The sequence below is a fragment of the Arsenicicoccus dermatophilus genome (assembly GCF_022568795.1).
Classification (GTDB): domain Bacteria; phylum Actinomycetota; class Actinomycetes; order Actinomycetales; family Dermatophilaceae; genus Arsenicicoccus; species Arsenicicoccus dermatophilus.
The window spans coordinates 2682519-2703584 of sequence record NZ_JAKZHU010000001.1 but is presented as its reverse complement, the minus strand read 5'-3'; the positions used below and the strand labels follow the sequence as shown (position 1 = coordinate 2703584).

Annotated in this window: 13 protein-coding genes, 1 tRNA gene and 1 pseudogene; 12 read left to right on the top strand and 3 right to left on the bottom strand. The window is 73.5% G+C overall.

Translation table 11 applies throughout. The features are described 5' to 3' along the window. Nucleotides 1-192: 192 nt before the first annotated feature. From MM438_RS12520 to MM438_RS12495, 6 genes are all read left to right on the top strand, one after another. Nucleotides 193-1368 (top strand): alanine racemase, encoded by a 1176-nt coding sequence (locus MM438_RS12520; protein WP_241452922.1) that lies wholly within the window; start codon nucleotides 193-195, stop codon nucleotides 1366-1368. Beyond that, on the top strand, nucleotides 1365-2669 hold the full coding sequence (locus MM438_RS12515; protein ID WP_241452920.1) for a D-arabinono-1,4-lactone oxidase: 1305 nt from the start codon (nucleotides 1365-1367) through the stop codon (nucleotides 2667-2669). Before MM438_RS12520 ends, MM438_RS12515 begins: the two co-directional genes overlap by 4 nt. 86 nt (nucleotides 2670-2755) lie before the next feature. Then, nucleotides 2756-4525, top strand: coding sequence for a hypothetical protein (locus MM438_RS12510; protein WP_241452918.1), 1770 nt, complete (start codon nucleotides 2756-2758; stop codon nucleotides 4523-4525). A 199-nt stretch (nucleotides 4526-4724) separates the two neighbouring features. Beyond that, the gene (locus MM438_RS12505; protein ID WP_241452917.1) at nucleotides 4725-6800 is read left to right on the top strand and encodes a diguanylate cyclase domain-containing protein; all 2076 of its coding nucleotides are present in this window, start codon (nucleotides 4725-4727) and stop codon (nucleotides 6798-6800) included. 54 nt (nucleotides 6801-6854) lie between these two features. Further along, nucleotides 6855-9350, top strand: a complete 2496-nt coding sequence (gene pepN, locus MM438_RS12500; protein ID WP_241452916.1) for an aminopeptidase N — start codon at nucleotides 6855-6857, stop codon at nucleotides 9348-9350. Nucleotides 9351-9420: 70 nt separating this feature from the next. Beyond that, nucleotides 9421-10131, top strand: a complete 711-nt coding sequence (locus tag MM438_RS12495) for a VOC family protein (protein WP_241452915.1) — start codon at nucleotides 9421-9423, stop codon at nucleotides 10129-10131. Nucleotides 10132-10253: 122 nt separating this feature from the next. Here MM438_RS12495 and MM438_RS12490 read toward each other — a convergent pair whose 3' ends face one another. After that, nucleotides 10254-10751: a YajQ family cyclic di-GMP-binding protein gene (locus MM438_RS12490; protein ID WP_241452914.1), complete on the bottom strand. Its 498-nt coding sequence runs from the start codon at nucleotides 10749-10751 to the stop codon at nucleotides 10254-10256. Between the two features lie 178 nt (nucleotides 10752-10929). On the opposite strand from MM438_RS12490, the gene MM438_RS12485 reads away from it, so the two are divergent. After that, nucleotides 10930-11013 (top strand) — tRNA-Tyr (locus tag MM438_RS12485). Between the two features lie 243 nt (nucleotides 11014-11256). Here MM438_RS12485 and MM438_RS16800 read toward each other — a convergent pair. Further along, on the bottom strand, nucleotides 11257-13047 hold the full coding sequence (locus tag MM438_RS16800; protein WP_241452913.1) for a M20/M25/M40 family metallo-hydrolase: 1791 nt from the start codon (nucleotides 13045-13047) through the stop codon (nucleotides 11257-11259). Between the two features lie 200 nt (nucleotides 13048-13247). Here MM438_RS16800 and MM438_RS12475 point away from each other — a divergent pair, with 200 nt between their 5' ends. The 5 genes and pseudogenes from MM438_RS12475 to MM438_RS12455 all read left to right on the top strand — a co-directional run. Beyond that, nucleotides 13248-14075, top strand: coding sequence for a CoA transferase (locus MM438_RS12475; protein WP_241452912.1), 828 nt, complete (start codon nucleotides 13248-13250; stop codon nucleotides 14073-14075). A gap of 37 nt (nucleotides 14076-14112) precedes the next feature. Beyond that, entirely contained in the window at nucleotides 14113-14925 is an 813-nt protein-coding gene (locus MM438_RS12470) for a helical backbone metal receptor (RefSeq protein ID WP_241452911.1), read from the top strand. A gap of 30 nt (nucleotides 14926-14955) precedes the next feature. Continuing rightward, on the top strand, nucleotides 14956-16671 hold the full coding sequence (locus MM438_RS12465) for an NAD-dependent malic enzyme (RefSeq protein ID WP_241452909.1): 1716 nt from the start codon (nucleotides 14956-14958) through the stop codon (nucleotides 16669-16671). 155 nt (nucleotides 16672-16826) lie between these two features. Next, on the top strand, nucleotides 16827-18197 hold the full coding sequence (locus MM438_RS12460) for an MFS transporter (RefSeq protein ID WP_241452907.1): 1371 nt from the start codon (nucleotides 16827-16829) through the stop codon (nucleotides 18195-18197). Nucleotides 18198-18513: 316 nt separating this feature from the next. Further along, a pseudogene (locus MM438_RS12455) lies at nucleotides 18514-18978 on the top strand (ABC transporter ATP-binding protein); the annotation flags it as partial. A 627-nt stretch (nucleotides 18979-19605) separates the two neighbouring features. Here MM438_RS12455 and MM438_RS12450 read toward each other — a convergent pair. After that, on the bottom strand, nucleotides 19606-20814 hold the full coding sequence (locus MM438_RS12450) for an IS110 family RNA-guided transposase (RefSeq protein ID WP_241453487.1): 1209 nt from the start codon (nucleotides 20812-20814) through the stop codon (nucleotides 19606-19608). Nucleotides 20815-21066: the final 252 nt, after the last annotated feature.

The window sequence follows — 21066 nt, the reverse complement described above, 5'->3', positions numbered from 1 at the left end:
GCACCTGGGCGGGTTGACCTGGGCCGGCTGACCGGAGTCGACGAGCCAGGTCCGTGAGCCGGTCCCCGTGGCCCGGGCCGACGGACCTCTGGGCCGACGGGCACCGACCATCACGCCCGGGCTCCCGAGCGGGAGCCGGGACCGACGCGCCGCCGTCGAGCGGGCTCGGGCGGGGAGCCCTAGAGTGCGGGCATGTCGCCCGACCCCCGCGCCCAGGAGCTGCGCCGGCTGCTCGCCGGTCGCGAAGCGCCCTTCGCCGTCGTCGACCTCGACGCCTGGGACGTCAACGCCGCCGCCCTGCTGGGGCGGGCCGCGCCGCTGCCCGTGCGGGTGGCGTCGAAGTCCGTCCGGTGCCGGGCGCTGCTCGAGCGGGCACTCGGCCAGGGCTTCACCGGGGTGCTCGCCTACAGCCTCGACGAGGCCCTCTGGCTCGTCGACCACGGTGTGGCGGACATCCTGGTGGCCTATCCACCGGTGGGCCGCGACGCGCTCACCCGCCTGGCGCGTCATCCCCGCAGCCAGGCCGTGACCGTGACGACCGACCACCCCGAGCACGTCCGGCTGCTGGGCGAGGTGGCCCGCGGCGCCGCCGCGCAGCGGCCGCTGCGCGTCTGTCTCGACGTCGACGCCTCGCTGCGCGTCGGGCCCGCCCACCTCGGCGTGCGGCGCTCCTGCCTGCGGACCCCCGCCCAGGCCGCGGCGGCCGCGCGTGCGGTGCTCGCCGAGCCCGGGCTCGACCTGGTCGGCGTCATGGCCTACGACGCGCAGGTCGCGGGTCTTGCCGACTCCTCGGCCGCCATACGGCTCGTGAAGGCCGCCTCCCAGCGCGACCTGCTGCGCCGCCGCACCGCTGTCATCGCCGCCGTCGAGGGCGAGCTGGGCCATCCCCTGGAGCTGGTGAACGCCGGTGGGACGGGGAGCCTGCACCTGTTCGACCACGACCCGTCCGTCACCGAGCTGGCTGCGGGCAGCGGACTCATGTCGCCCCGCCTCTTCGACGGCTACCGCGACTTCCGCCACCGACCGGCCGCGTGGTTCGTGACACCGGTCGTGCGCCGCCCGACGCCGGGCGTGGCGACGTGCTACGCGGGCGGCTACGTCGCGAGCGGTGCCCACGGCCGGGACCGGCTGCCCACCCCGGTCGCGCCGGCCGGGCTGCGGCTGCTAGGCACCGAGGGGGCCGGCGAGGTGCAGACCCCGGTCACCGGGCCGGCCGCCGTCGACCTGCGCGTGGGCGACCACGTCTGGTGGCGGCACGCCAAGGCGGGGGAGCTGTGCGAGAGGTTCGACGACGTCCTGCTGGTGCAGGGCGGGGAGGTGGTCGGCGAGGTGCCGACCTACCGCGGCGAGGGAAAGGCCTTCGGATGACCACGTGGACCAACTGGGCGGGCAACCAGGTGTGCTCGCCGGAGCGGGTCCCCCGGCCGGTGACCGCCGACGAGGTGGCGGCGCTGCTCGTCGAGGCCGGCGAGCGGGGGAGCAGGGTCAAGCCGGTCGGCGCCGGCCACTCGTTCACCGGGATCGCCCTGACCGACGGCGTGCAGGTGAGCCTGGACGCGATGAGCGGCCTGGTCGCCGTCGACCGGCAGACCCACCGGGTGCGGGTCCGCGCGGGCACCCGGCTGCACGTCCTGAACGCGCTGCTGCACGACCAGGGGCTGGCGATGGCCAACCTGGGCGACATCGACCGCCAGTCGATCGCCGGGGCCCTGGCGACGGGCACCCACGGCACCGGAGCCACCCTGCCCGGGCTCGCGGGGCTGGTGGAGGCCCTGGAGATCGTCACTCCGGACGGCCAGGTGCGCCGCTGCGACCGCGAGCACGACCGCGAGCTTTTCGACGCCGCACGGGTCGGCCTGGGGGCGCTCGGGATCGTCACCGAGGTGACGCTGGCGTGCGTGCCGGCCTTCCGGATCGAGGCGCGCGAGGAGCCGGACACCCTGGCCGGGGTCCTGGACGACCTGGCCCGTCACGTCGACGAGCACGACCACTTCGAGCTCTTCTGGTTCCCGCACACCGACCGGGTCCTCACCAAGCACCACCGCCGGCTGGCGCCCGGGGACGACAGCGGCCGCGCGCTGCCGGCCTGGCGGGTCGTGCTCGACGACCGGCTGCTGTCCAACACGGTCTTCGACCTCACCTGCCGGCTGGCGGCGCGGGTCCCCGCCACCACCTGCGCGATCAACGCCGTCGCCGCCCGGGCGCTGTCGGCGCGGACCTACACCGATGCCTCGCACCGGGTCTTCGCCAGCGAGCGATCGGTGCGGTTCGTGGAGAGCGAGTATGCCGTGCCCCGTGCCGCCCTCCCGGAGGTGCTGCGCGAGCTCGAGCGGTGGCTGGAGCGCACGGGGGACCGGGTGTCCTTCCCCGTGGAGGTGCGTTTCGCGGCGGCCGACGACGCGTGGCTGTCCACGGGTCACGAGCGGGACAACGCCTACGTGGCCGTCCACCGCTACCACCGCGAGGACCCGCGGGCCTACTTCGCGGCCTTCGAGCAGGTCGTCGCCGCCCACGAGGGCCGGCCGCACTGGGGCAAGGTGCACTCCCTCGGGCCGGACCGGCTCGCCGCGGTCTACCCGCGCTACGACGACTTCCGGGCGCTGCGGGACCGGCTCGACCCGGGGCGCACGCTCGCCAACGCCTACCTCGAGCAGGTCCTCGGCGGGTGACCGGGCCCGGCGTGCGTGCGCGGTGCCCGGCGACCCCGCCGGTAGGGTGTAGGGAGCTGCGCCGGACGACCTGGAGGACCCCCACGATGTCGATCGCCGGCCCGCGGGCCGCCTGGGCCCGCGCCACCCGCGAGGAGCGAGGCGTCGGTCTCGCCGCCCTCGGCCTCCTGCTGTGGTTCCTCGTGCGCGTCCGCTCCGGCGCGGACCTCTACGACGGCTCGCACGTGGTGGCCCTCGCCCAGCGGATCGCGCAGGGGGACAGCCTGTTCGGCGACGAGATGAACGCGCAGGCCGTCGGCTCGGCCGCGGGCGCGCCGTTCGTCTGGGTGTGGACCCACCTGGTGGGCCAGACCGGCATCGTGCTGGCCTACCGCTACTGCTACCTGCTCGTCGCGCTGCTCGTGGGGATCCTGTGCTACCGCGCCCTGCGGACCCGGCTGCGCCCGCTGATCGCCTTCGTGGCGGTCTCGGCCTCCCTGATCGTCACGAGCTACCACGTGGTTGGCCTGTCGTACAACACCGTCCCCACGCTGGCCATGGTGGTGCTGAGCTGCTGCGGGATGGCGGCGGTGCTGGGCCCACCGGATCAGGCTCGTCGCTGGGTCCTGCCGGTGGGCCTGCTGGCGCCGCTCGGGGCGGTGTCCCTGCAGTCGCTGCTGCCGGCCGTCGGCCTGTCCCTGGTCGTCCTCGCCGTGCTGCTGTGGCGGGCGGGTCGCCGGGCGGCGGTCTGGTGGCTGCTCGGCGCGGCGCTGCTCGTCACCGTGCCCGTGGCGGGCTACTTCCTGGGCGTCGTGGGCTGGCCCCGGATCCAGGAGACGATCACCTACACCGTGGACTACCAGCGTCCGCGGTCGACCCCGGTGGAACGGCTGACCTTCACCAGCCTGTCCTGGCTCAAGGAGCTGACCACGCCGGTGCGCCTGCCCGCGGTCCTGCTCGCCGCGAGCGCCGCCATACCGCGCCTGGCACCCCGGTGGCGCCAGTGGGCGCTGGTGGTCCTGCCCGTGGTCCTGGGGCTGACGAGCCTGCTGTCGCTGTGGCTCCACAACAGCAACGTCATGCGCTACTCCGGCTCCATCCAGCTGTACACCGCGATCCTGCTGGTCCCGGTGTGCCTGTGGTGGGTGACCAGCCGGCGCGACCCGGAGGTCACGACCCTGCTGCTCCTCGCCACGCCCACGGCGGTCGTGGGCCACCCGGCGGTGGCGGCGACGACCTTTGCGGGCCCGTGGTACGGCGAGTTCCCGCCCGCCTCGGTCGCGCTCGCCATCGCGACGACCGTGGGGGCCGCCCGGGTCGTCCAAGGCATCCGCGGGCGGGTGGAGACCCGGCCGTTGCGGGCCTTCGTGCTCGTCTCCACGGTCACCCTGGCGCTGACCCAGCTCGCGACCAACTTCTACTCCGGCCCCCCGTGGCAGGCGCTGACCCCTGCCCCCTCCGGCGCCTACTCCGGCCTCTACTCCGGCGGCCGGGAGCTGTGGCACCTGCAGCTCGTGCAGCGCACGACCGACCGCTGGGTCCGACCCGGCGAGACGCTCATGGTGTATGGCGCCGTCACCGGAGCCTTCCTGACGACGGGCGCCCGCGCGAACACCAACATCATCTGGCTCGAGGACTTCGGCGGCGAGGGGAGGTACACCGTGGACTGGATGCGCCGGACGGGCCGCACCCCGGACGTCGTCCTGGTGTCCACGGATGCCATCCAGGGCGACGGGATCGAGGCGATGATGCACCGCGACCCGATCCTGGCGGCGCTGCGGGACACCCACGAGGTGGTCTCGGGACTGGAGTACTTCCGACCCGCGCAGTTCCGGTCCGAGGCCGGGCTGGTGGTGCTGCGGCGCACGGGCTCCTGAGCCACCGGGGGCCGGCGCAGGCTCGTCCCCCGGTCCCGCCCGCGTCGGCATACCGCCGCGCCTGACGACCCGTCACCGCCAGGACGCGACGACCGAGGGCGTGGACCCCGCCGGGCTGCGGCGTCCGGACCGGCCCGGCTACCCTGGTCCGACGTCGGGCGGGATCCGCACCGGCCCGGATCCCACCCCGAGGACATCGATGAGCGCGACGGCCTGGACGAGGGCGCAGGCGCAGCCCCGTCGGCAGCAGGTCCCGGAGGCGCGCTACATGCTCTGCGTGGCGCCTCTCGGCGCGATCGTCGTGGGTGCCTTCGACCTGGCCTCGTCCGGCGGGGTGACCTCCGACGGGATGCTCGGCTTCGTCCTGGTGGCGCTGTTCTACCTCCTGCAGGTGGGCCTGACGCTGCGCTCGCCCGGCTGGGTGGAGACCTGGTGGTCCCCGGCGGTGGCGGTCTGCGCGACCCTGGCCACGGCGCTCTTCTCGATCTTCCTGGTGGCTCCCCGTCCGGGGGTGGCGTGGTTCTGGCTGGTGGGGATGGTCGGGATGCTGGCGGGCTACCTGTGCCAGCCGCGTCGCGCCGTCGTCGTCTGGTGCCTCGTCACGGTCCTGTCGGTCCTGCTGATGGGACCCGTCGAGCGTCCGCTCGCGTCCTCCCTGGGCCTGGTGTCGTGCGCGGTCGTGGCCAACCTGCTGCCGGCGACGGCGGCGTCGGTGGGCCTCGGGCGCATCCGGCGGCGGGAGCGGGCGGTGCTGCAGACGACCCGCCTCGACCCGGTCACCGAGGTGCTCAACCGCCGCGGGCTCGAGCACGAGCTGCGCGAGTGGAGCCTGGAGCCGGACGCGCAGCAGTCCGTGGCGGTCATCTCGATCACCCTCGACGGCTTCGAGGAGGCGGTGGCGGCGTGGGGCGGCGCGGTCTCGGACCAGGTGCTGGCCCGCGTGGGTGCCGGGCTGGGCAAGGCGCACCACCGCAGCCACCTGGTGAGCCGCTTCGTGGACCACGAGTTCGTCGTGGTCAGCGACGTGGAGCCGGAGCTGCTCGTGCCGAGCCTGCTCCGGGCGGTGCGCATGGCGAGCCCGCAGCGTCCGGTCACCGCGAGCGCCGGCGTGGTCGCCGGGGTCCCGCTGGATCTCCTGGTCTCCGGACAGCTCGTCCCGATGGTGGAGCGGGCCCGTCAGATGGTGACCCGGGCGCAGGTGTCCGTCGACGCCACGGCGACCGAGACCTTCGACCCGGAGGGCTACCAGCCGATCGGGGTGCCCGCCCCGGTGACGACGCCGCCCCCGCCCGTCGAGCACGGGCGGCTGCCGTGGTCGCCGGCGGAGTGGCGGGTCCTCGGCTGGTGGCTGGCCGCGTCCGGCCTCCTGCTGAGCGCGCTGCCGCGCGTGGCCCCCTGGGACCTGCAGCACAGCGCGATGGCGGCCGCGGCCTGCCTGGTGCTGGCGGGTGGCGGGGTGTGGCTCGCCCAGCACCCGCACCCGGACGTGCGGGTGGCGCAGGCCCTGGTGCTGCTCCTCGTGCCCACGAGCGTGGGGGTCGTCGCCGGGTCGGGGTCCACGGACGTCCGCGCGATGGCCATGCAGCTCGTGACCTTCCCCGTGCTGATGGCCGGCACGCTGCTGTCGCCCAAGTTCACCAGGACGATGGCGGTGCTGCTCCCGCTGCAGACGGCTGCCGCCGCGCTGATGGGCCCCGAGCCCGCGCGGGACGGTCTGGCCCTGGCGCTGGCCACCGTCGTGTTCGCCGGGGCGGCGGCGGTGCTCGCCGTGCACATCCGGCTGGAGAGCGGCGCGGCCCTGGCCACCCTGCACGCCCTGTCCCAGACCGATCCGACGACCGGCGTCCTCACCCGCGAAGGTCTGTCCCGCGACTACCTCGAGCTGCCGCCGTCCAACCGCAGCGGCGTGCTCCTGGCCCGCGTGCTGCCGCGGGGCGAGGGGCCGACCCTGTCCCTGGAGAACGACCTGGTCCTCGTGGCGACGAGCCTGCACGAGCTGGCGCGCGGCCGTGGCCTGGTGGGCCGGGTGAGCACCCGGGACCTGGCGATGGTGATCCCGACCGCCGATCGGCTGGCGCTGCTGCGACGCCGGCTCGACGCCGACCTGGAGGACAACGCCCCCGACGTGAGGGTCGTCGTCGGCATCGCCCACACCGACCACCACACCGAGTCCGGCCTGTGGGAGGCGCTGGCGGAGGCGGACCTGTCGGTGCGGCACCAGCTGACGGGCCGGCAGACCGACAGCCACCTGGTGCCGGCCGATCCCGTCGGCTGAACGCCCGGTCACCCCGGCACGGCCGTGGTGCGCGGCATGTGGCACCGTGGGGCCATGACGAGCCTGACCCGCACCGAGGCGCGCCATCGCGCGGCCGCCGTGAGTAACCCCCGCCATACCGTCGAGCTGGACCTGGCCCAGGGGGAGGAGACCTTCGCCAGCCGGACGGCCCTGACCTTCGACGCGACGCCGGGGGCCGAGGTCTTCGTCGACCTCAAGGCCACCGAGCTGCACGAGGCGGTGCTCAACGGCACGCCCCTCGCCGCCGATGCCTTCGCGGACGGGCGGCTGCAGCTGCCCCCGCTGGCCGAGCACAACGAGCTCGTGGTGCGTTCGACGATGAGCTTCAGCAAGGACGGGTCCGGTCTGCACCGGGCGGTCGACCCGGCCGACGGCGAGCACTATGTCTACGGCCACTCGTTCATGGACGCGGCGCCGCGGGTCTTCGCCTGCTTCGACCAGCCGGACCTCAAGGGGCCCTACACCTTCCACGTGACCGCGCCGAGCGACTGGGTGGTGATCGGCAACGGCGCGGCCACCCGCGAGGGCGACGTCTGGCACCTGGCCGAGACCCGGCCGATCGCGACCTACTTCGTGTCGATCTGCGCCGGCCCCTACGTCTCGGTGACCGACGAGCACGACGGGATCCCGCTGGGGCTCTATGCCCGCCGCTCCATCCAGGACCAGCTCGAGACCAACGCGCCGCAGATCCTCGAGGTCACCCGGCGCAGCTTCGACTACTTCCACGAGCTCTTCGGGATCCGTTATCCCTTCGGCAAGTACGACCAGGTGTGGGTGCCGGAGTTCAACGCCGGCGCGATGGAGAACCCGGGCTGCGTGGTCCTGCGCGACGAGTACCTCTTCCGCTCCGCGGTCACCCACGCCGAGCTCCTCGGCCGGGACAACACCGTCAGCCACGAGATGGCGCACATGTGGTTCGGCGACCTGGTGACGCTGGCCTGGTGGGACGACCTGTGGCTCAACGAGTCCTTCGCGGAGTACATGGCCTCCCGCTGCGTCGTGGAGACCGGGCTGTACCCCGACGCCTGGGCCGACCAGGGCATCGTGCGCAAGGCCTGGGGCTACGCCGCGGAGCGCTCGCCGTCGACGCACCCGGTGGCGGGCAACGGGTCGCAGGACGCGCTGGCCGCCCTGCAGAACTTCGACGGCATCTCCTATGCCAAGGGCTCGGCCGCGCTGCGCCAGCTGATCGCCTACATCGGCGACGAGGCCTTCGTCGCCGGCGTGCGTGACTACCTCTCGCGGCACGCGCACGGCAACGCCGAGATGCACGACTTCTTCGCCGCGATGGAGCGCGCCCACGGGTCCTCCCTGGAGGACTGGACCACGGCCTGGCTGCGCACGGCCGGCCTGGACCAGGTCCGGGTCGACCTGGACCACGCCGAGGAGTCCGACATCGTGGTCCGCGCCGAGCTGGTGCGCACCACCCCCGAGGACCACCCCGCCGACCGCTCGCACGCCTTGGACGTCGCGGGCTGGACCGACGGCGTCGAGGTGGTGCGCGCCCGCGCGACCCTCGACCAGGACCGCCAGGTCGTCCCCGAGCTGCTCGACCGTCCCCGGCCGGCCCTGGTCGTGCCCAACGCCGCCGACCTGACCTGGGCCAACGTCGCCCTCGACGCCGAGTCGCTGCGTCGTCTGCCCGAGCAGCTCCCCCAGCTGGGCGACCTCGCGGCCCGCGTGGTGGTCTGGAACGCCCTCGTCGACGGGGTCGCCCTCGCCACCGTCGACCCGCGGCTGGCCGTCGACGTCTTCTGCGCCGCCTGGCCGCGCGAGACCGACGACTCGGTGCTGTCCGCCGTGGGCGGCTGGATGACCGGCACCGTGATCGGGGTCTACCTGCCTGCCGAGGAGCGCGACGGGGCCCGCGAGCGGGTCGCGTCGGCCGCGTCCGAGGCGCTCGCGGCGGCCGATCCCGGCTCCACGCGGGCGCTCGCGGCGGCCCGGGTGGTGGCGCGCAGCTCCCGGGACGAGCAGCTGCTCCGTGGGTGGTATGCCGGTCGGGACCTGCCCGAGGGTCTGGCGGGAGACGCCGACTTCCGGTGGCTCGTCACGACCACCCTCGCCGCCGACGACCGCCTCTCCGTGGCCGAGCTGGACCAGGCCCGCGAGCAGGACCGCACGGTCACGGGCACGCTCGCCTGGCTGGCCGCCCGCGCCGCCCGCCCGCTCGCCCAGGACAAGGCCTGGGCCTGGGCCGAGCTCACCGAGCAGCGTGGTCGCTCCAACCACGAGATGAACGCCCTGGCGGGTCGCTTCTGGACCACGGGGGACAGTGCCCTGCTGCAGGAGTACGTCGGGCGTTACTTCACCGACATACCGGCCATGTGCGCCTGGGTCGGTGACGACGCGATGGCCCGGGTCGCCAAGCTCGCCTACCCGGTCCACGTGGCCGACCTGGGGACGCTGGACGCCTCCGAGCGCACCCTGCGCGAGGCCGACCTCACCGCGGCCGTGCGCCGCGGCATGGTCGACCAGGAGACGATCCTGCGTCAGGTGCTCGCCTCGCGGCAGGCCTTCCCGGGCTGATCCGCGGTCCGGCGCGTCCCGCCCGGCTCCCACCGAGCAGGGCGGGACGCGCCTGCGTCATGCTGGCCCCATGAGCGACCCCTTGCTGCGGTACCAGTGCCTCGTCATGGACGCCTGCGATCCCGCCACGATGGGCGAGTTCTGGTCCTGCGCCACGGGTCTCGTGGCGCAGGAGCAGGACGGGCAGGTGGTGCTGCGTGACGACGCGCCCGCGGAGGAGCGGGACCCGGCCCGTCGGATCTGGCTGGAGCCGGTCCCCGAGCCCCGGTCGGCCAAGAACCGCGTCCACCTGGACGTGCACACCCGGGACGTCGCCGACCTCGTGCGCGCGGGCGCGACCCCGGTCGTGGACCGCGGCTGGACGGTGCTGCGCGACCCCGAGGGCGGTGAGCTGTGCGCGTTCGGCCGCACCGACGAGCGGGCCGACGGCTATCGCGTCTACGAGCTCGTCGTCGACTGCGCCGACCCCGAGGCCGAGGTCCGTTGGTGGTCCCGTCATCTCGGCGGCGAGCCCGGGCACGACCCGGAGCACCCCTGGTGGTGGCTCTGCCCGCCGGGGCTGCCCTTCGAGTCGGTGGTCTTCGTGCCCGTCCCCGAGCCCAAGGTCGGCAAGGACCGCGTGCACTGGGACCTGACGACCCGACCCGGCACGTCGCCCGCCGAGGCCGCCGCGGAGCTCGTGCGCGACGGCGCGACCGTGCTGCGGGCCGGCGACGAGGAGCAGCCCTGGTGGGTGCTCGCGAGCCCCGAGGGCCATGAGTTCTGCGTGTTCGCCGGCTAGCCCCTCGTCCCGCCCGAACGGCCGGCGGACCACCCGCGGACCGGCGGCCCCGGACACCCCACGTGCGACGGCGCCCGCACACCCCGTGAGGTGCGCGGACGCCGTCGGCATACCGTCTCGGATCAGCGGTAGTTCGTGAACTGGACCGCGAAGTCCAGGTCCGCCTCCTTGACCAGCCGCTGCACGGCCTGCAGGTCGTCGCGGGACTTGGAGATGACCCGCAGCTCGTCGCCCTGGATCTGCGCCTTGACGGACTTGGGGCCCTCGTCGCGGATCAGCTTGGAGATCTTCTTGGCGTTGTCCTGGGTGATGCCGTCACGCATGGCGCCCTCGAGGCGGTACTCCTTGCCCGACGGCTTGGCCTCCTTGTCCTCGCCGAAGTCGAAGGACTTGAGGGACACGCCGCGGCGCACCAGCTTGGTCTCGAAGACGTCGAGGACCGCCGCGCACCGCTCGGGGGTGTTGGCCTTGATCAGGACGTTGTCGCCGCTCCACTCGATGGAGGCGCCCACGCCCTTGAAGTCGTAGCGCTGCGCGACCTCCTTGGCCGCCTGGTTGAGGGCGTTGTCGACCTCCTGCTTGTCGACCTTGCTGACGATGTCGAACGAGCTGTCCGCCATGGCTCCTCCTCGGATCGGGATCGGTGGGTTGCAGGCCAGTCTGGCAAAGATCCGGCCGTATGACGGTCCCGCGGCGGCGGGTTCGTCGGCCTTGCGGGGCGCGGACCGGGCCGGGAACTTGCCCCCGGCAGCGGATTCGGCATACCTGCTCGTGCTTGCTATGCTTGCCGACGCACCTGGCGGGTTGCCCGAGCGGCCAATGGGAGCGGACTGTAAATCCGTCGCGAAAGCTACGAAGGTTCGAATCCTTCACCCGCCACCAGCCAGCACGAAGGCCCCGGTCGTCACGACCGGGGCCTTCGTCGTGCCGGAGCCTGTCCGCTCCTGTCCCGTCAGGTCCGTGTCTCGTCGGAGCCAGGCTCGCCGTGGCCGGGCGTCCGCTCCGCTCGGACCCTCCCCTGGGGCCCGCCGCCCGCAGGCGGGCGCGCGTGAGCCCCCGGGCCTGGGGCTCGGGGGCTCACGTCGGGTGCTGCGCCGGGCGGGCAGGCCGCCCGGCGAGGCGGGCTCAGCGCCAGGTGGCCTTGAGGGTCGCACCCGTGTAGGGGGAGTAGCCGCGCAGGGCGATGTGGTAGGTCCCGGCCTTGGGCGCCCGGAAGCGGCAGGTGGAGGACAGGCCGTTGAGGACCGGGTGGCAGTCGTGGCTCGTGGTCGTGGGGGCCGAGCCGTGCTTGACGAAGAGGTCCACGACACCTCGTCCGCCGGTGGCTGTGATGGTGAGGGTGCTCGCACCCGACGGCACCTCGACGGTGAAGGGCGTCCACGAGCCGCGAGCCCCGGACAGACCCGTGAGGGGGACGTCGTTCTGCAGACCCCCGGGGGCGGGGGTGCTGGTCGGCGTGGCGGTGGGGGCGCTGGTGGGCGTGGGCGCCGTGGTGGCCGTCGGGGTGGCGGTGGCGGTCGGCGTGGCGGTGGGGGTGCTGGTCGGCGTGGCGGTGGCGGTCGGCGTCGGAGCGGGGCTGCTCGTCGGCGCGCCGGTCGGGGCGGGTGTGGGGGCCGCACCCGACGTCTTGGCCAGCTCGCCCAGGAAGGCGAGCCCGAACTTGGCGTACTTCTCCGAGACCTGGGCCGAGCCACCGAGCGACTCCAGCGTGTCGCCGGTGGTGTGCAGCTTGGGGAAGATCTGCGCCTCGGCGGCCATCGTCGAGGGGTATCCCTGGCTCGTCCAGGAGGCATGGTCGGAGCAGGCGTAGCCGCAGGTCAGCTCCCCGCGGGTGAGTCCGGCGGGCTTGAGGTAGGTGTCGAACAGGCTCTTGCTGAAGTCGGTCAGCGGGACGTTGACGTTGTCCGTCAGGAAGGCCATGTCGGGGCCCTTTGCCGGGCGGTAGTTCGTCATGTCGAGCTGCAGGACGCCCACGACGTTCTTGCCGCCGGTCTTGAAGGACTTGGCGACCGCGGCAGAGCCGCGCAGGCCGACCTCCTCGGCGGCGTAGCCCGCGAACACGACGGTGCGCTTGGGCCGCCAGCCGCTGGCGAGGGCGACGCGGGCGATCTCGGTGACGGTGGCGGTGCCGGAGGCGTTGTCGTCGGCGCCGGGGGCCTTCATGGCGTCGCCGGAGCCGGTCTTGGAGATGGAGTCGATGTGACCGCCGATGACGACGATCTCGTCAGGCTGCTCGGTGCCCTTGACCGTCATCAGGACCGACGGCTGGGTGGAGCAGTCGGGGCAGTCGGTGAACAGCTCGGTGGTGACGTCGCTGCGCCCGGCGGCCAGGCCGGACCAGGTGTCCTTGATCCACTCCGCGGCCTTCTTGCCGTAGGTGCTCGAGTAGTAGCGGTTGGGGTAGGCCGTCGACAGGTGGGTGATCGTGTCCTTGATGCGGGTGTGGTCGACCTGCCCGAGCCAGGGGTTGACGGTGGCCTGGTTGTCGATCGTGTACGCCGCGAAGGCCTGGTCCACGGTCTGGCGGGTCAGGTCGGAGGCGACGAAGGCCTCGGCCTCGGCCCGGGAGGCGAAGGCGCGGAACCCGGCGCAGCGGAAGCCCGGCTGCGGGTTGTGCATCTCGGCGAGCCGGTCGGCGGGCAGGGTGGAGATGACGACGGGGGTGCCGGCCTTGTCGGTGGCGGTGCCCACCTTGGGCGCGACGCCGGCGAAGTCGCGGGCGTACTCCTGCGCGCCGGAGACGATCCACACGGGGGAGCGGTCGATGCCGCCGGGGGCCGCGGACGGCGTCGTGGCGGCCTGGTGCGCGCCGAGCGGAGAGGGGTTTCCCGTCGCGGCGGCGGAGCCGACGAGGCCGGTGATGGTGAGGGCGGAGAGGGCGACGGCGAGGGCAGGGCGCGTGGCGGTGCGGCTCACGATGCTCCTTCGGGGTGAGCGGCGACGGTCGGAGGGGGTCGCCTGAGGTGATCCGGCTGGCTATCATCCATTCGGGTGACAGGGGAGTCAAGGTCTGGCGCGGTTGCCGACCTGCAGGAATCCCGTCCGTCCGCTTGGATCGAGACCCGTCCCAGAGGAGCCTGGATGTCGCCCGAGAAGCCGCTCGTGGGGGGCGCGTCGTGACCCTCGCCGTCAACGTCCCCGGGCCGGTGGCCGCTGCCCGCCTGCTGCGGCTGGGCGCGGACGTGGTCAAGGTCGAGCCGCCCCAGGGCGATCCGCTGCTCGGCTATGCGCCCGGGTGGTATGCCGAGCTGCGCGCCGGCCAGCAGGTGCAGGTCCTGGACCTCAGGAGCGCGACCGGCGCCGTGGACCTGGCCGCCCTCCTCGACGACGCCGACCTGCTGGTCACGGCGCACCGCACCTCCTCGCTGGAGCGGCTGGGACTGGGCTGGACGGCGCTGCAGCAGCGGTGGCCCCGGCTCTCCCACGGGGCGATCGTCGGGCACCCCGCACCGGACGACGACCTGGCGGGCCACGACCTGACCTATCAGGCGGTGGCGGGCACGCTCGCCCCGCCGGCGATGCCCGCGGTGCTGGCGGCCGACCTCGCGGGGGCCGAGCGGGCGGTCTCGGAGGCCCTGGCGGCCCTGCTGCTGCGGGACCGCACCGGGCGGGGGACCCGCCGGGAGGTGGCGCTCGCGGACTGCGCCGGCGAGCTGGGCGTGCCCGCCCGGCACGGGCTCACCGCGCCCGGCGCCCTCCTCGGCGGCGGGCTGCCCGGCTACGCGGTCTACGCCGCCGCCGACGGGCACGTGGCGCTGGCCGCGCTGGAGCCGCACTTCTGGGAGCGCGCCCGGGAGCTCTTCGGGGCGGACGACCACGAGGGGCTGGCGCGCGTCCTCGCGACCCGCCCCGCAGGCGAGTGGGAGCGGCTGGCCGCGGAGCGCGACATACCGCTGGCGCAGGTGCGTCGCAACGCTGCGCCGGGGCCAGGGCCGCCCGTCTGACCTCGCGTCCGGGCCCGCAGATGGGTTAGATCGTGGGGTGACCCACTTCCTGGACGACCTCGGCCACGTCGTGGCCCTGCCCCGCGCGCCGCGGCGGGTGGTCTGCCTGGTGCCCTCCCTGACCGAGGCGGTGGCCTGGAGCGCTCCCGAGACCCTGGTCGCCGCCACGGACTGGTGCAGCCACGTCGGCTCGGCCCAGGTCACCCGGATTGGTGGCACCAAGAACCCGCGCGTCGGCGAGATCGTCTCCCTCGGGCCGGATCTCGTGATCGCCGAGGACGAGGAGAACCGCCCCGAGGACCTGGCGGCCCTGCGCGCCGCCGGACTGCCGGTCTGGACCACGCAGGTGCGCTCGGTGGCCGACGCGCTGCGCTCGATCGGGCGGCTCGTCGACGCGCTCGATGTCGGCCGGGTCACCTGGCTCGAGGACGCCCGCCGGGCCTGGGCGGCGCCCCCGGCCGTCCGGTCGGGGCAGCGGCTGCGGGCGGTCGTGCCGATCTGGCGCCGGCCGTGGATGGCCGTGGGCTCCCAGACGTATGCCGGTGACGTGCTGCGGCGCCTGGGGGTGGACAACGTGCTGGGCACGCATACCTCCCGCTATCCCACCGTGGTCCTGCCCGACCTGCCGCCGGTCGACCTCGTCGTGCTGCCCGACGAGCCCTACCGGTTCACGGCGCAGGACGGGCCGGACGCCTTCCCGCGGGCGCGGTGCGCGCTCGTCGACGGCCGGGCGCTGACGTGGTACGGCCCCGCCATGATCGCGGCTCCCGAGCGCCTGGTCAGGCAGCTGCGCCGGCCCCTCGACCCCCGCGAGGCGGGGGTGGCGACATCCGGCCAACCCCGCCGATGAGCCCTCGTGCGGGGGCCCTAGTGTGGGGTCATGGCGAGCCGACCCTTCGAGTTCGAGTCCGGCCCTGACGGCACGCGTCTGCGCGTCCGGGTCCGCGGCAACGACGTCCTGTCCCACCCCCTGACCAACCGCGGCACCGCGTTCACCAAGGCCGAGCGGGACGCCCTGCACCTCAACGGCTTGATGCCCAGCGGCGTCACGCCGCTCGAGAGCCAGGTCACCCGCGTCTACCAGCAGTACTCGCAGCAGAAGGACGCGCTGAGCAAGAACGTCTACCTCTCGGCGATGCGCGACCGCAACGAGGTGCTGTTCTACCGCCTGCTCGCCGAGCACCTGGAGGAGATGCTCCCGATCGTCTACACCCCGACGATCGGCGAGGCGATCCAGCGTTACTCGCACTGGTACAACCGGCCCCGCGGCGTCTTCCTGTCGATCGACGACCCCGAGGGCATCGAGAACGCCTTCCTCAACTACGGGCTCGACCCGGAGGACGTCGACCTCGTCGTCGCCACCGACTCCGAGGGCATCCTCGGCATCGGCGACCAGGGCGTCGGCGGCGTGCAGATCGCCGTCGGCAAGCTGTCGGTCTACACCGCCGCCGCCGGCATCCACCCCCGCCGCGCCATCCCCGTCGTCCTCGACGTGGGCACCGACAACCTCGAGCTGCTCAACGACGACCTCTACCTCGGCGTCCGGCACGCCCGCGTCCGCGGCGAGCGCTACGACGCCTTCATCGAGAAGTTCGTCGAGGTCACGACCCGGCTCTACCCGCACGCCATGCTGCACTGGGAGGACTTCGGGGCGAGCAACGCGCACCGCATCCTGGAGCGCTACCGCGGCGAGATCTGCACCTTCAACGACGACGTCCAGGGCACCGCGGCCGTGGTGGCCGCGGCGGCGCTCGCGGGCGTCAAGGCCCTCGGCGAGCGGATGAGCGACCAGCGGATTGTCGTCCACGGTGCGGGCACCGCGGGGGTCGGCATCGCCGACCTGATGCGCGACATGATGATCCGCGAGGGGTTGTCGCCGGAGGCGGCCAACCAGCGGTTCTGGTGCCTCGGGTCGCGCGGGCTCATCACCACGGCCCTGGGGGACCGGGTCCGGGACTTCCAGCGCCCCTACGCCCGCAGCGACCAGGACGTCACGGGCTGGCGCCTGACCACGCCCGGCAGGATCGGCCTGGCCGACGTGGTGCGCGGGGTCCACCCGACGATCCTCATCGGCACGTCCGGGCAGCCGGGGGCGTTCACCGAGGCGATCGTCCGGGACATGGCGGCGCACACCTCGCACCCGATCGTGATGCCGCTGTCCAACCCCACGAGCCTGGCGGAGGCCACGCCCGCGCAGATTGTCGAGTGGACCGGGGGCAAGGCCGCCATCGCGACCGGGTCGCCGTTCGCCCCGGTGGTCTACCAGAACCGGACCTACCACGTGGCCCAGGCCAACAACGCCCTGGTCTTCCCGGGGCTGGGGCTGGGCGTGTCCGTCTGCCGTGCCACGCGGGTCAGCGACGGCATGATCGCCGCCGCCGCGGAGGCGATCGCCGGCATCAGCGGCATCACCCGCCCGGAGGAGCCGCTGCTGCCGTCGATCACCCAGCTGCGCTACGTCTCGGCCACGGTGGCCCTGGCCGTCGTCAAGGCCGCGCAGGGCGAGGGTCTGGCGACCGTGGAGATCGGCAACCCGGTGCAGGCGGTTTACCAGCGCATGTGGCACCCGGTCTATCCCGAGCTCGAGGCCGTCTGACCTCGTCCGTCCGAAGGGGCGAGCCTTGTGCTTATAGTGAGCACAAGGCTCGCCCCTTCGGCATACCGCTCCGGAGGAGACGGGCCTTGGCCGCCGCACTCCCGGCCGCCGCGCACCCCCCCGCCATACCCCCGCCTCGTCCGCCAGGAGCCTCGATGCCCGCCACCGCCACCTCGTCCGGCGCCTCCGACGAGGCCGCCGCCGGGCGGCACCTCACCCGCACCGAGCGGCTCGACCGGCTGCCCTTCACCAGCCGGCACCGGCGGCTGCTCGTCGGCTCCGGCGTCGGCTGGGCCCTGGACGCCATGGACGTCGGGCTCATCTCCTTCGTCCTGGCGGCCCTCGCCAAGCAGTGGCACCTGAGCCCCACCGAGGTCTCCTGGGTCGCCTCGATCGGCTCGCTGGGCATGGCCGTCGGCGCCACCCTCGGCGGTCTGCTCGCCGACCGGATCGGGCGCCGGCAGGTCTTCGCGCTGACGCTGCTGGTCTACGGCCTGGCCACGGGCGCCTCGGCGCTCGCGGGTGGCGTGGCCGTGCTGATGGCGCTGCGGTTCCTCGTCGGGCTGGGCCTGGGGGCCGAGCTGCCCGTCGCGTCCACCCTGATCTCGGAGTACTCCCCGGCGCACATCCGTGGCCGGGTCGTCGTCGGGCTCGAGTCCTTCTGGGCGCTGGGGTGGATCCTCGCCGCGCTCGTCGGCTACTTCGTCATCCCCGGGCACCCGGACGGCTGGCGGTGGGCCATGGCCGTCGGCATCGTGCCGGCGTTCTATGCCCTCGTGGTGCGGGCGACCCTGCCGGAGTCGGTGCGCTTCCTGGAGTCCACGGGGCGGTATGCCGAGGCCGAGCGGGCGGTGCGCGCCTTCGAGGAGCCGGCGGGGATCGCGGCCCCGGACCACGCCCCCGATGCCGCCACCCCTGCACGGGTGCCGGTGCGCGACGAGGCGCTCGGGCTGTGGACCGCGGCCTACCGCCTGCGCACGGCCGCCCTGTGGGCGGTGTGGTTCTGCGTGAACTTCTCCTACTACGGCGCGTTCATCTGGCTGCCCTCGCTGCTGGTCGCGCAGGGCTTCGGCATGGTCAAGTCCTTCGAGTACACGCTGTGGATCACCCTCGCCCAGCTCCCGGGCTATGCCGTCTCCGCGTGGCTGATCGAGCGGTGGGGGCGGCGGGTGACGCTGACCACCTTCCTGGCCGGGTCGGCCTGCGCCGCGGGGGCCTTCGGCCTGGCGCACTCGGTGCCGACGATCATCGCGGCGGGGTGCGCGCTGTCCTTCTCCAACCTCGGCGCCTGGGGTGCGCTGTATGCCGTGACCCCCGAGGTGTATCCCACGGTGATGCGCGGTACCGGGTCGGGTGCGGCGGCGGGCTTCGGCCGGATCGCGTCGATCCTCGCGCCGCTGGCCGTGCCCCCGCTCCAGGCGGCGGGCGGCACCGGGCTGGTGTTCGCGGTGTTCGCGGTGGCCTTCCTGGTGGCCGCGGTCTCGGCGCTGGGTCTGCCCGAGCTCGCCGGCCGCGACCTCGACTGAGGACGATCTGCGCTGCCGTGCAACGGATTACGTAGAATTTTCGAGTGACGTGGCTGAGTTGGGGGGCACAATCCTGCCATGGGCACAGCCACGACCGTGGTGGTGCACGATCCTGAGGGGATGCTCAGGACACGTTCTCGGTGCCGAGGAACTCACCGTTCAGGCCTGCGAGTCCCACTGGGGTCCGGACGTGTGCGACACGGGCGTCTACCGACGCCAGGGCTGAGGCTGGAGCCCCGCGGGGGGATCAGCAGACGTTGTCAGAAGGCCGCCGCGCGGGTCGGACCCGCGCGGCGGTCGCGTGGCGGGGAGAGCGATGGATCAGGCGGTCGGGGTCGAGGACCTGTGGGTGGACTATGGGCAGGCTCCGGTGCTGCGCGGGATCTCGGTGGAGCTGTCTGCTCCCGGGTCCGTGGCGGTGGTGGGTCCGTCGGGCTCGGGCAAGACCACCTTGTTGTATGCCATGGCGGGGCTGGAGCGGCCCGACCGAGGGCGGGTCCGCCTCCTCGGGGTCGACACCGCGGCCGCCACGCCGGAGGCGCTCGCGGCGTTGCGGTTGGGCTCGGTGGGCTTCGTCTTCCAGCGAGCCGACCTGGTGCCCGAGCTGACCCTGGCCGAGAACGTCGAGCTCCCGCTGGAGCTGCTGCGGTGGGGCCGTCGGCCCCGGAAGCAACGCGTGGCCGAGCTGGTGGAGCGGCTCGGGCTGGAGGAGTGCGCGGGTCGCCGCCCCGCGGCGGTGTCCGGCGGTCAGGCGCAGCGGGCGGCGATCGGCCGCGCGGTGTCGGCCGGTCCGCAGCGGGAGCATCGAGCTCCTGCGGGGGAGCCCTATCAGCGTTTCGTCTACCGCGGAGTCACGGCGCAGGCACCTCGGCCACCGGGGGTGAGGCAGTGGCCGCAGCCGGGCCGGTCGATGGTCTCTCCGGGCCTGGCAGAGCGCCTGGAGCGCGATCCAGAGCTGGCGAGCCGGCTCGGGCTGGGGGTGGTCGTCCCGGAGCGCATCGGCGCCCCCGGACTCACCGACCCGGACGAGCTGCTGTCCTACACCGTCGTGCCGGGTCGGCCCTCACCTGCAGGCGTCGCAGGCTTCGGGGCCGGTGGTCAGGGCCTGATGGCGACCCCGGCCACCATGATGGCGGCCGAGCTGGGGATCCTCGTCGGTGCTCTGACCGTGATGTTGCTCCAGCTGTGCTTGCGGGCGACGGCGCGGAGCCGCGAACGCCGGTATCGCTCGCTCGTCGTCCTGGGGGTCTCGGCGCGGCGGTGCGGGCGGCTCTACGCCGCCGAGATCACCCTGCTCGGCGTGATCGGGACCGTGTCGGGGGCCGGGGTGTATGCCGCGACGCATGCAGCGCTGGCCGGATCGGGTCTCGTCGGGGTGCGCTGGTGGGGGGTGTCCCTATGGGGTTCGTCAAGCCGCGGTAGCGGCCGTCGGGGCTTGGTAGGTGGTGCCGTCTCTGAGCATGGCGTAGAGAACGTCGCAGCGTCGGCGGGCCAGGCAGATGAGGGCGGCGTTGTGCTTCTTGCCTTGGGCTCGTTTGCGGTCGTAGTAGGCGCGGCTGGTGGGGTCGGACAGGGCTGCGAAGGCGGACAGGAACAGCGCGCGTTTGAGGTTCTTGTTGCCTGACCTGGAGGGGTGCTCGCCGCGGATGCTGGACCCGGATCGACGTGTGACGGGGGCGAGGCCTGCGTAGGCGGCGAGGTGCCCGGCTGTGGGGAAGGCGCTGCCGTCGCCGACCTCGAGCAAGATCCTTGCGGCGGTCCTGACACCGACGCCGGGCATCGAGGTCAGGACCGGGGCAAGAGGGTGGGCATCAAGGATCTCCTCGACCTGCGCCGCGACGGTCGCGCGTTGCTCGAGCAGGTCGGCGAGCTGGGAAGCCAGCTTCGGGATGACGAGCTCGGCCGCGCGGGTGCCGGGCACGGTCACGGTCTGGGCGTCCAGGGCGGTCATGACCTCGTCGACGATCCGATCGTAGGAGCGCGGCGCGCGGGGCTTGGCCACGCTCGTCAGCCGCCGCCGACCGGCCGTGCGTAGCCCGGCGGGTCCGCCGAACCTGGTCAGGAGCTCGAGGACAGCCTTGTGGTGCAGTCGGGGTCCGAGGGCTCGTTCCAGGGCTGGGTGGATCTGGGTGAGCAGGCCGTGCAGGCGGTTGGTGACGCGGGTGACCTCACCGGCCAGGTCGTCGTCGTACCCGACGATGACTTCCAAGTCGGCCAGGGCGTCGTCGTTCATGTCCACGCGCCGCAGGGTGTGGGGCATGGTGCGGGCCGCGTCGGCGATGACGTACGCGTCGCGGGCGTCGGTCTTCGCTGCGCCGGGGTGTAGGTCCGCGATGCGGCGCATCGCCAGGCCCGGCAGGTACGCCACGTCGACCCCGACGGCGCGGGCGACCGCGACCGGCAGGGCCCCGATCGAGGCGGGCTGGTCCACCACGACCAGGACCGGGCCGTGCGTGGACAGGTGCTCGTAGAGGGCGCGCAGCTTGGTCTCGTCTTGCGGTAGCGCCTTGTCGTGCAGCCGTTTTCCGGACGGGTCCAGGGCGGTGGCGTGGTGAGTTTCCTTGCCGACGTCCAACCCCAGGTAGACCGCGTAGGTGCGGTCGGGTAGCCCGTGCATCCTGTCCTCCTCGTTGACCGACGGACTCATGATCCGCTGGCCACAGGTCGGGCGTCAGCAGCCGGCAGCCACGTTACGAAGAGACCTCCCGAGCGCGGGGGCCGTGTCCCTATCAGCGGTCACACCGACGCCACCAAGCCCGGCGACAACACCCCCCGGATCATGCGCGACAGGGGCAAAGAGTCATACCAGACCTGGTGACCAGCACCCCCATCACCGAGGGCACGAAGAAGGTAACGGGAGCACAGCGCG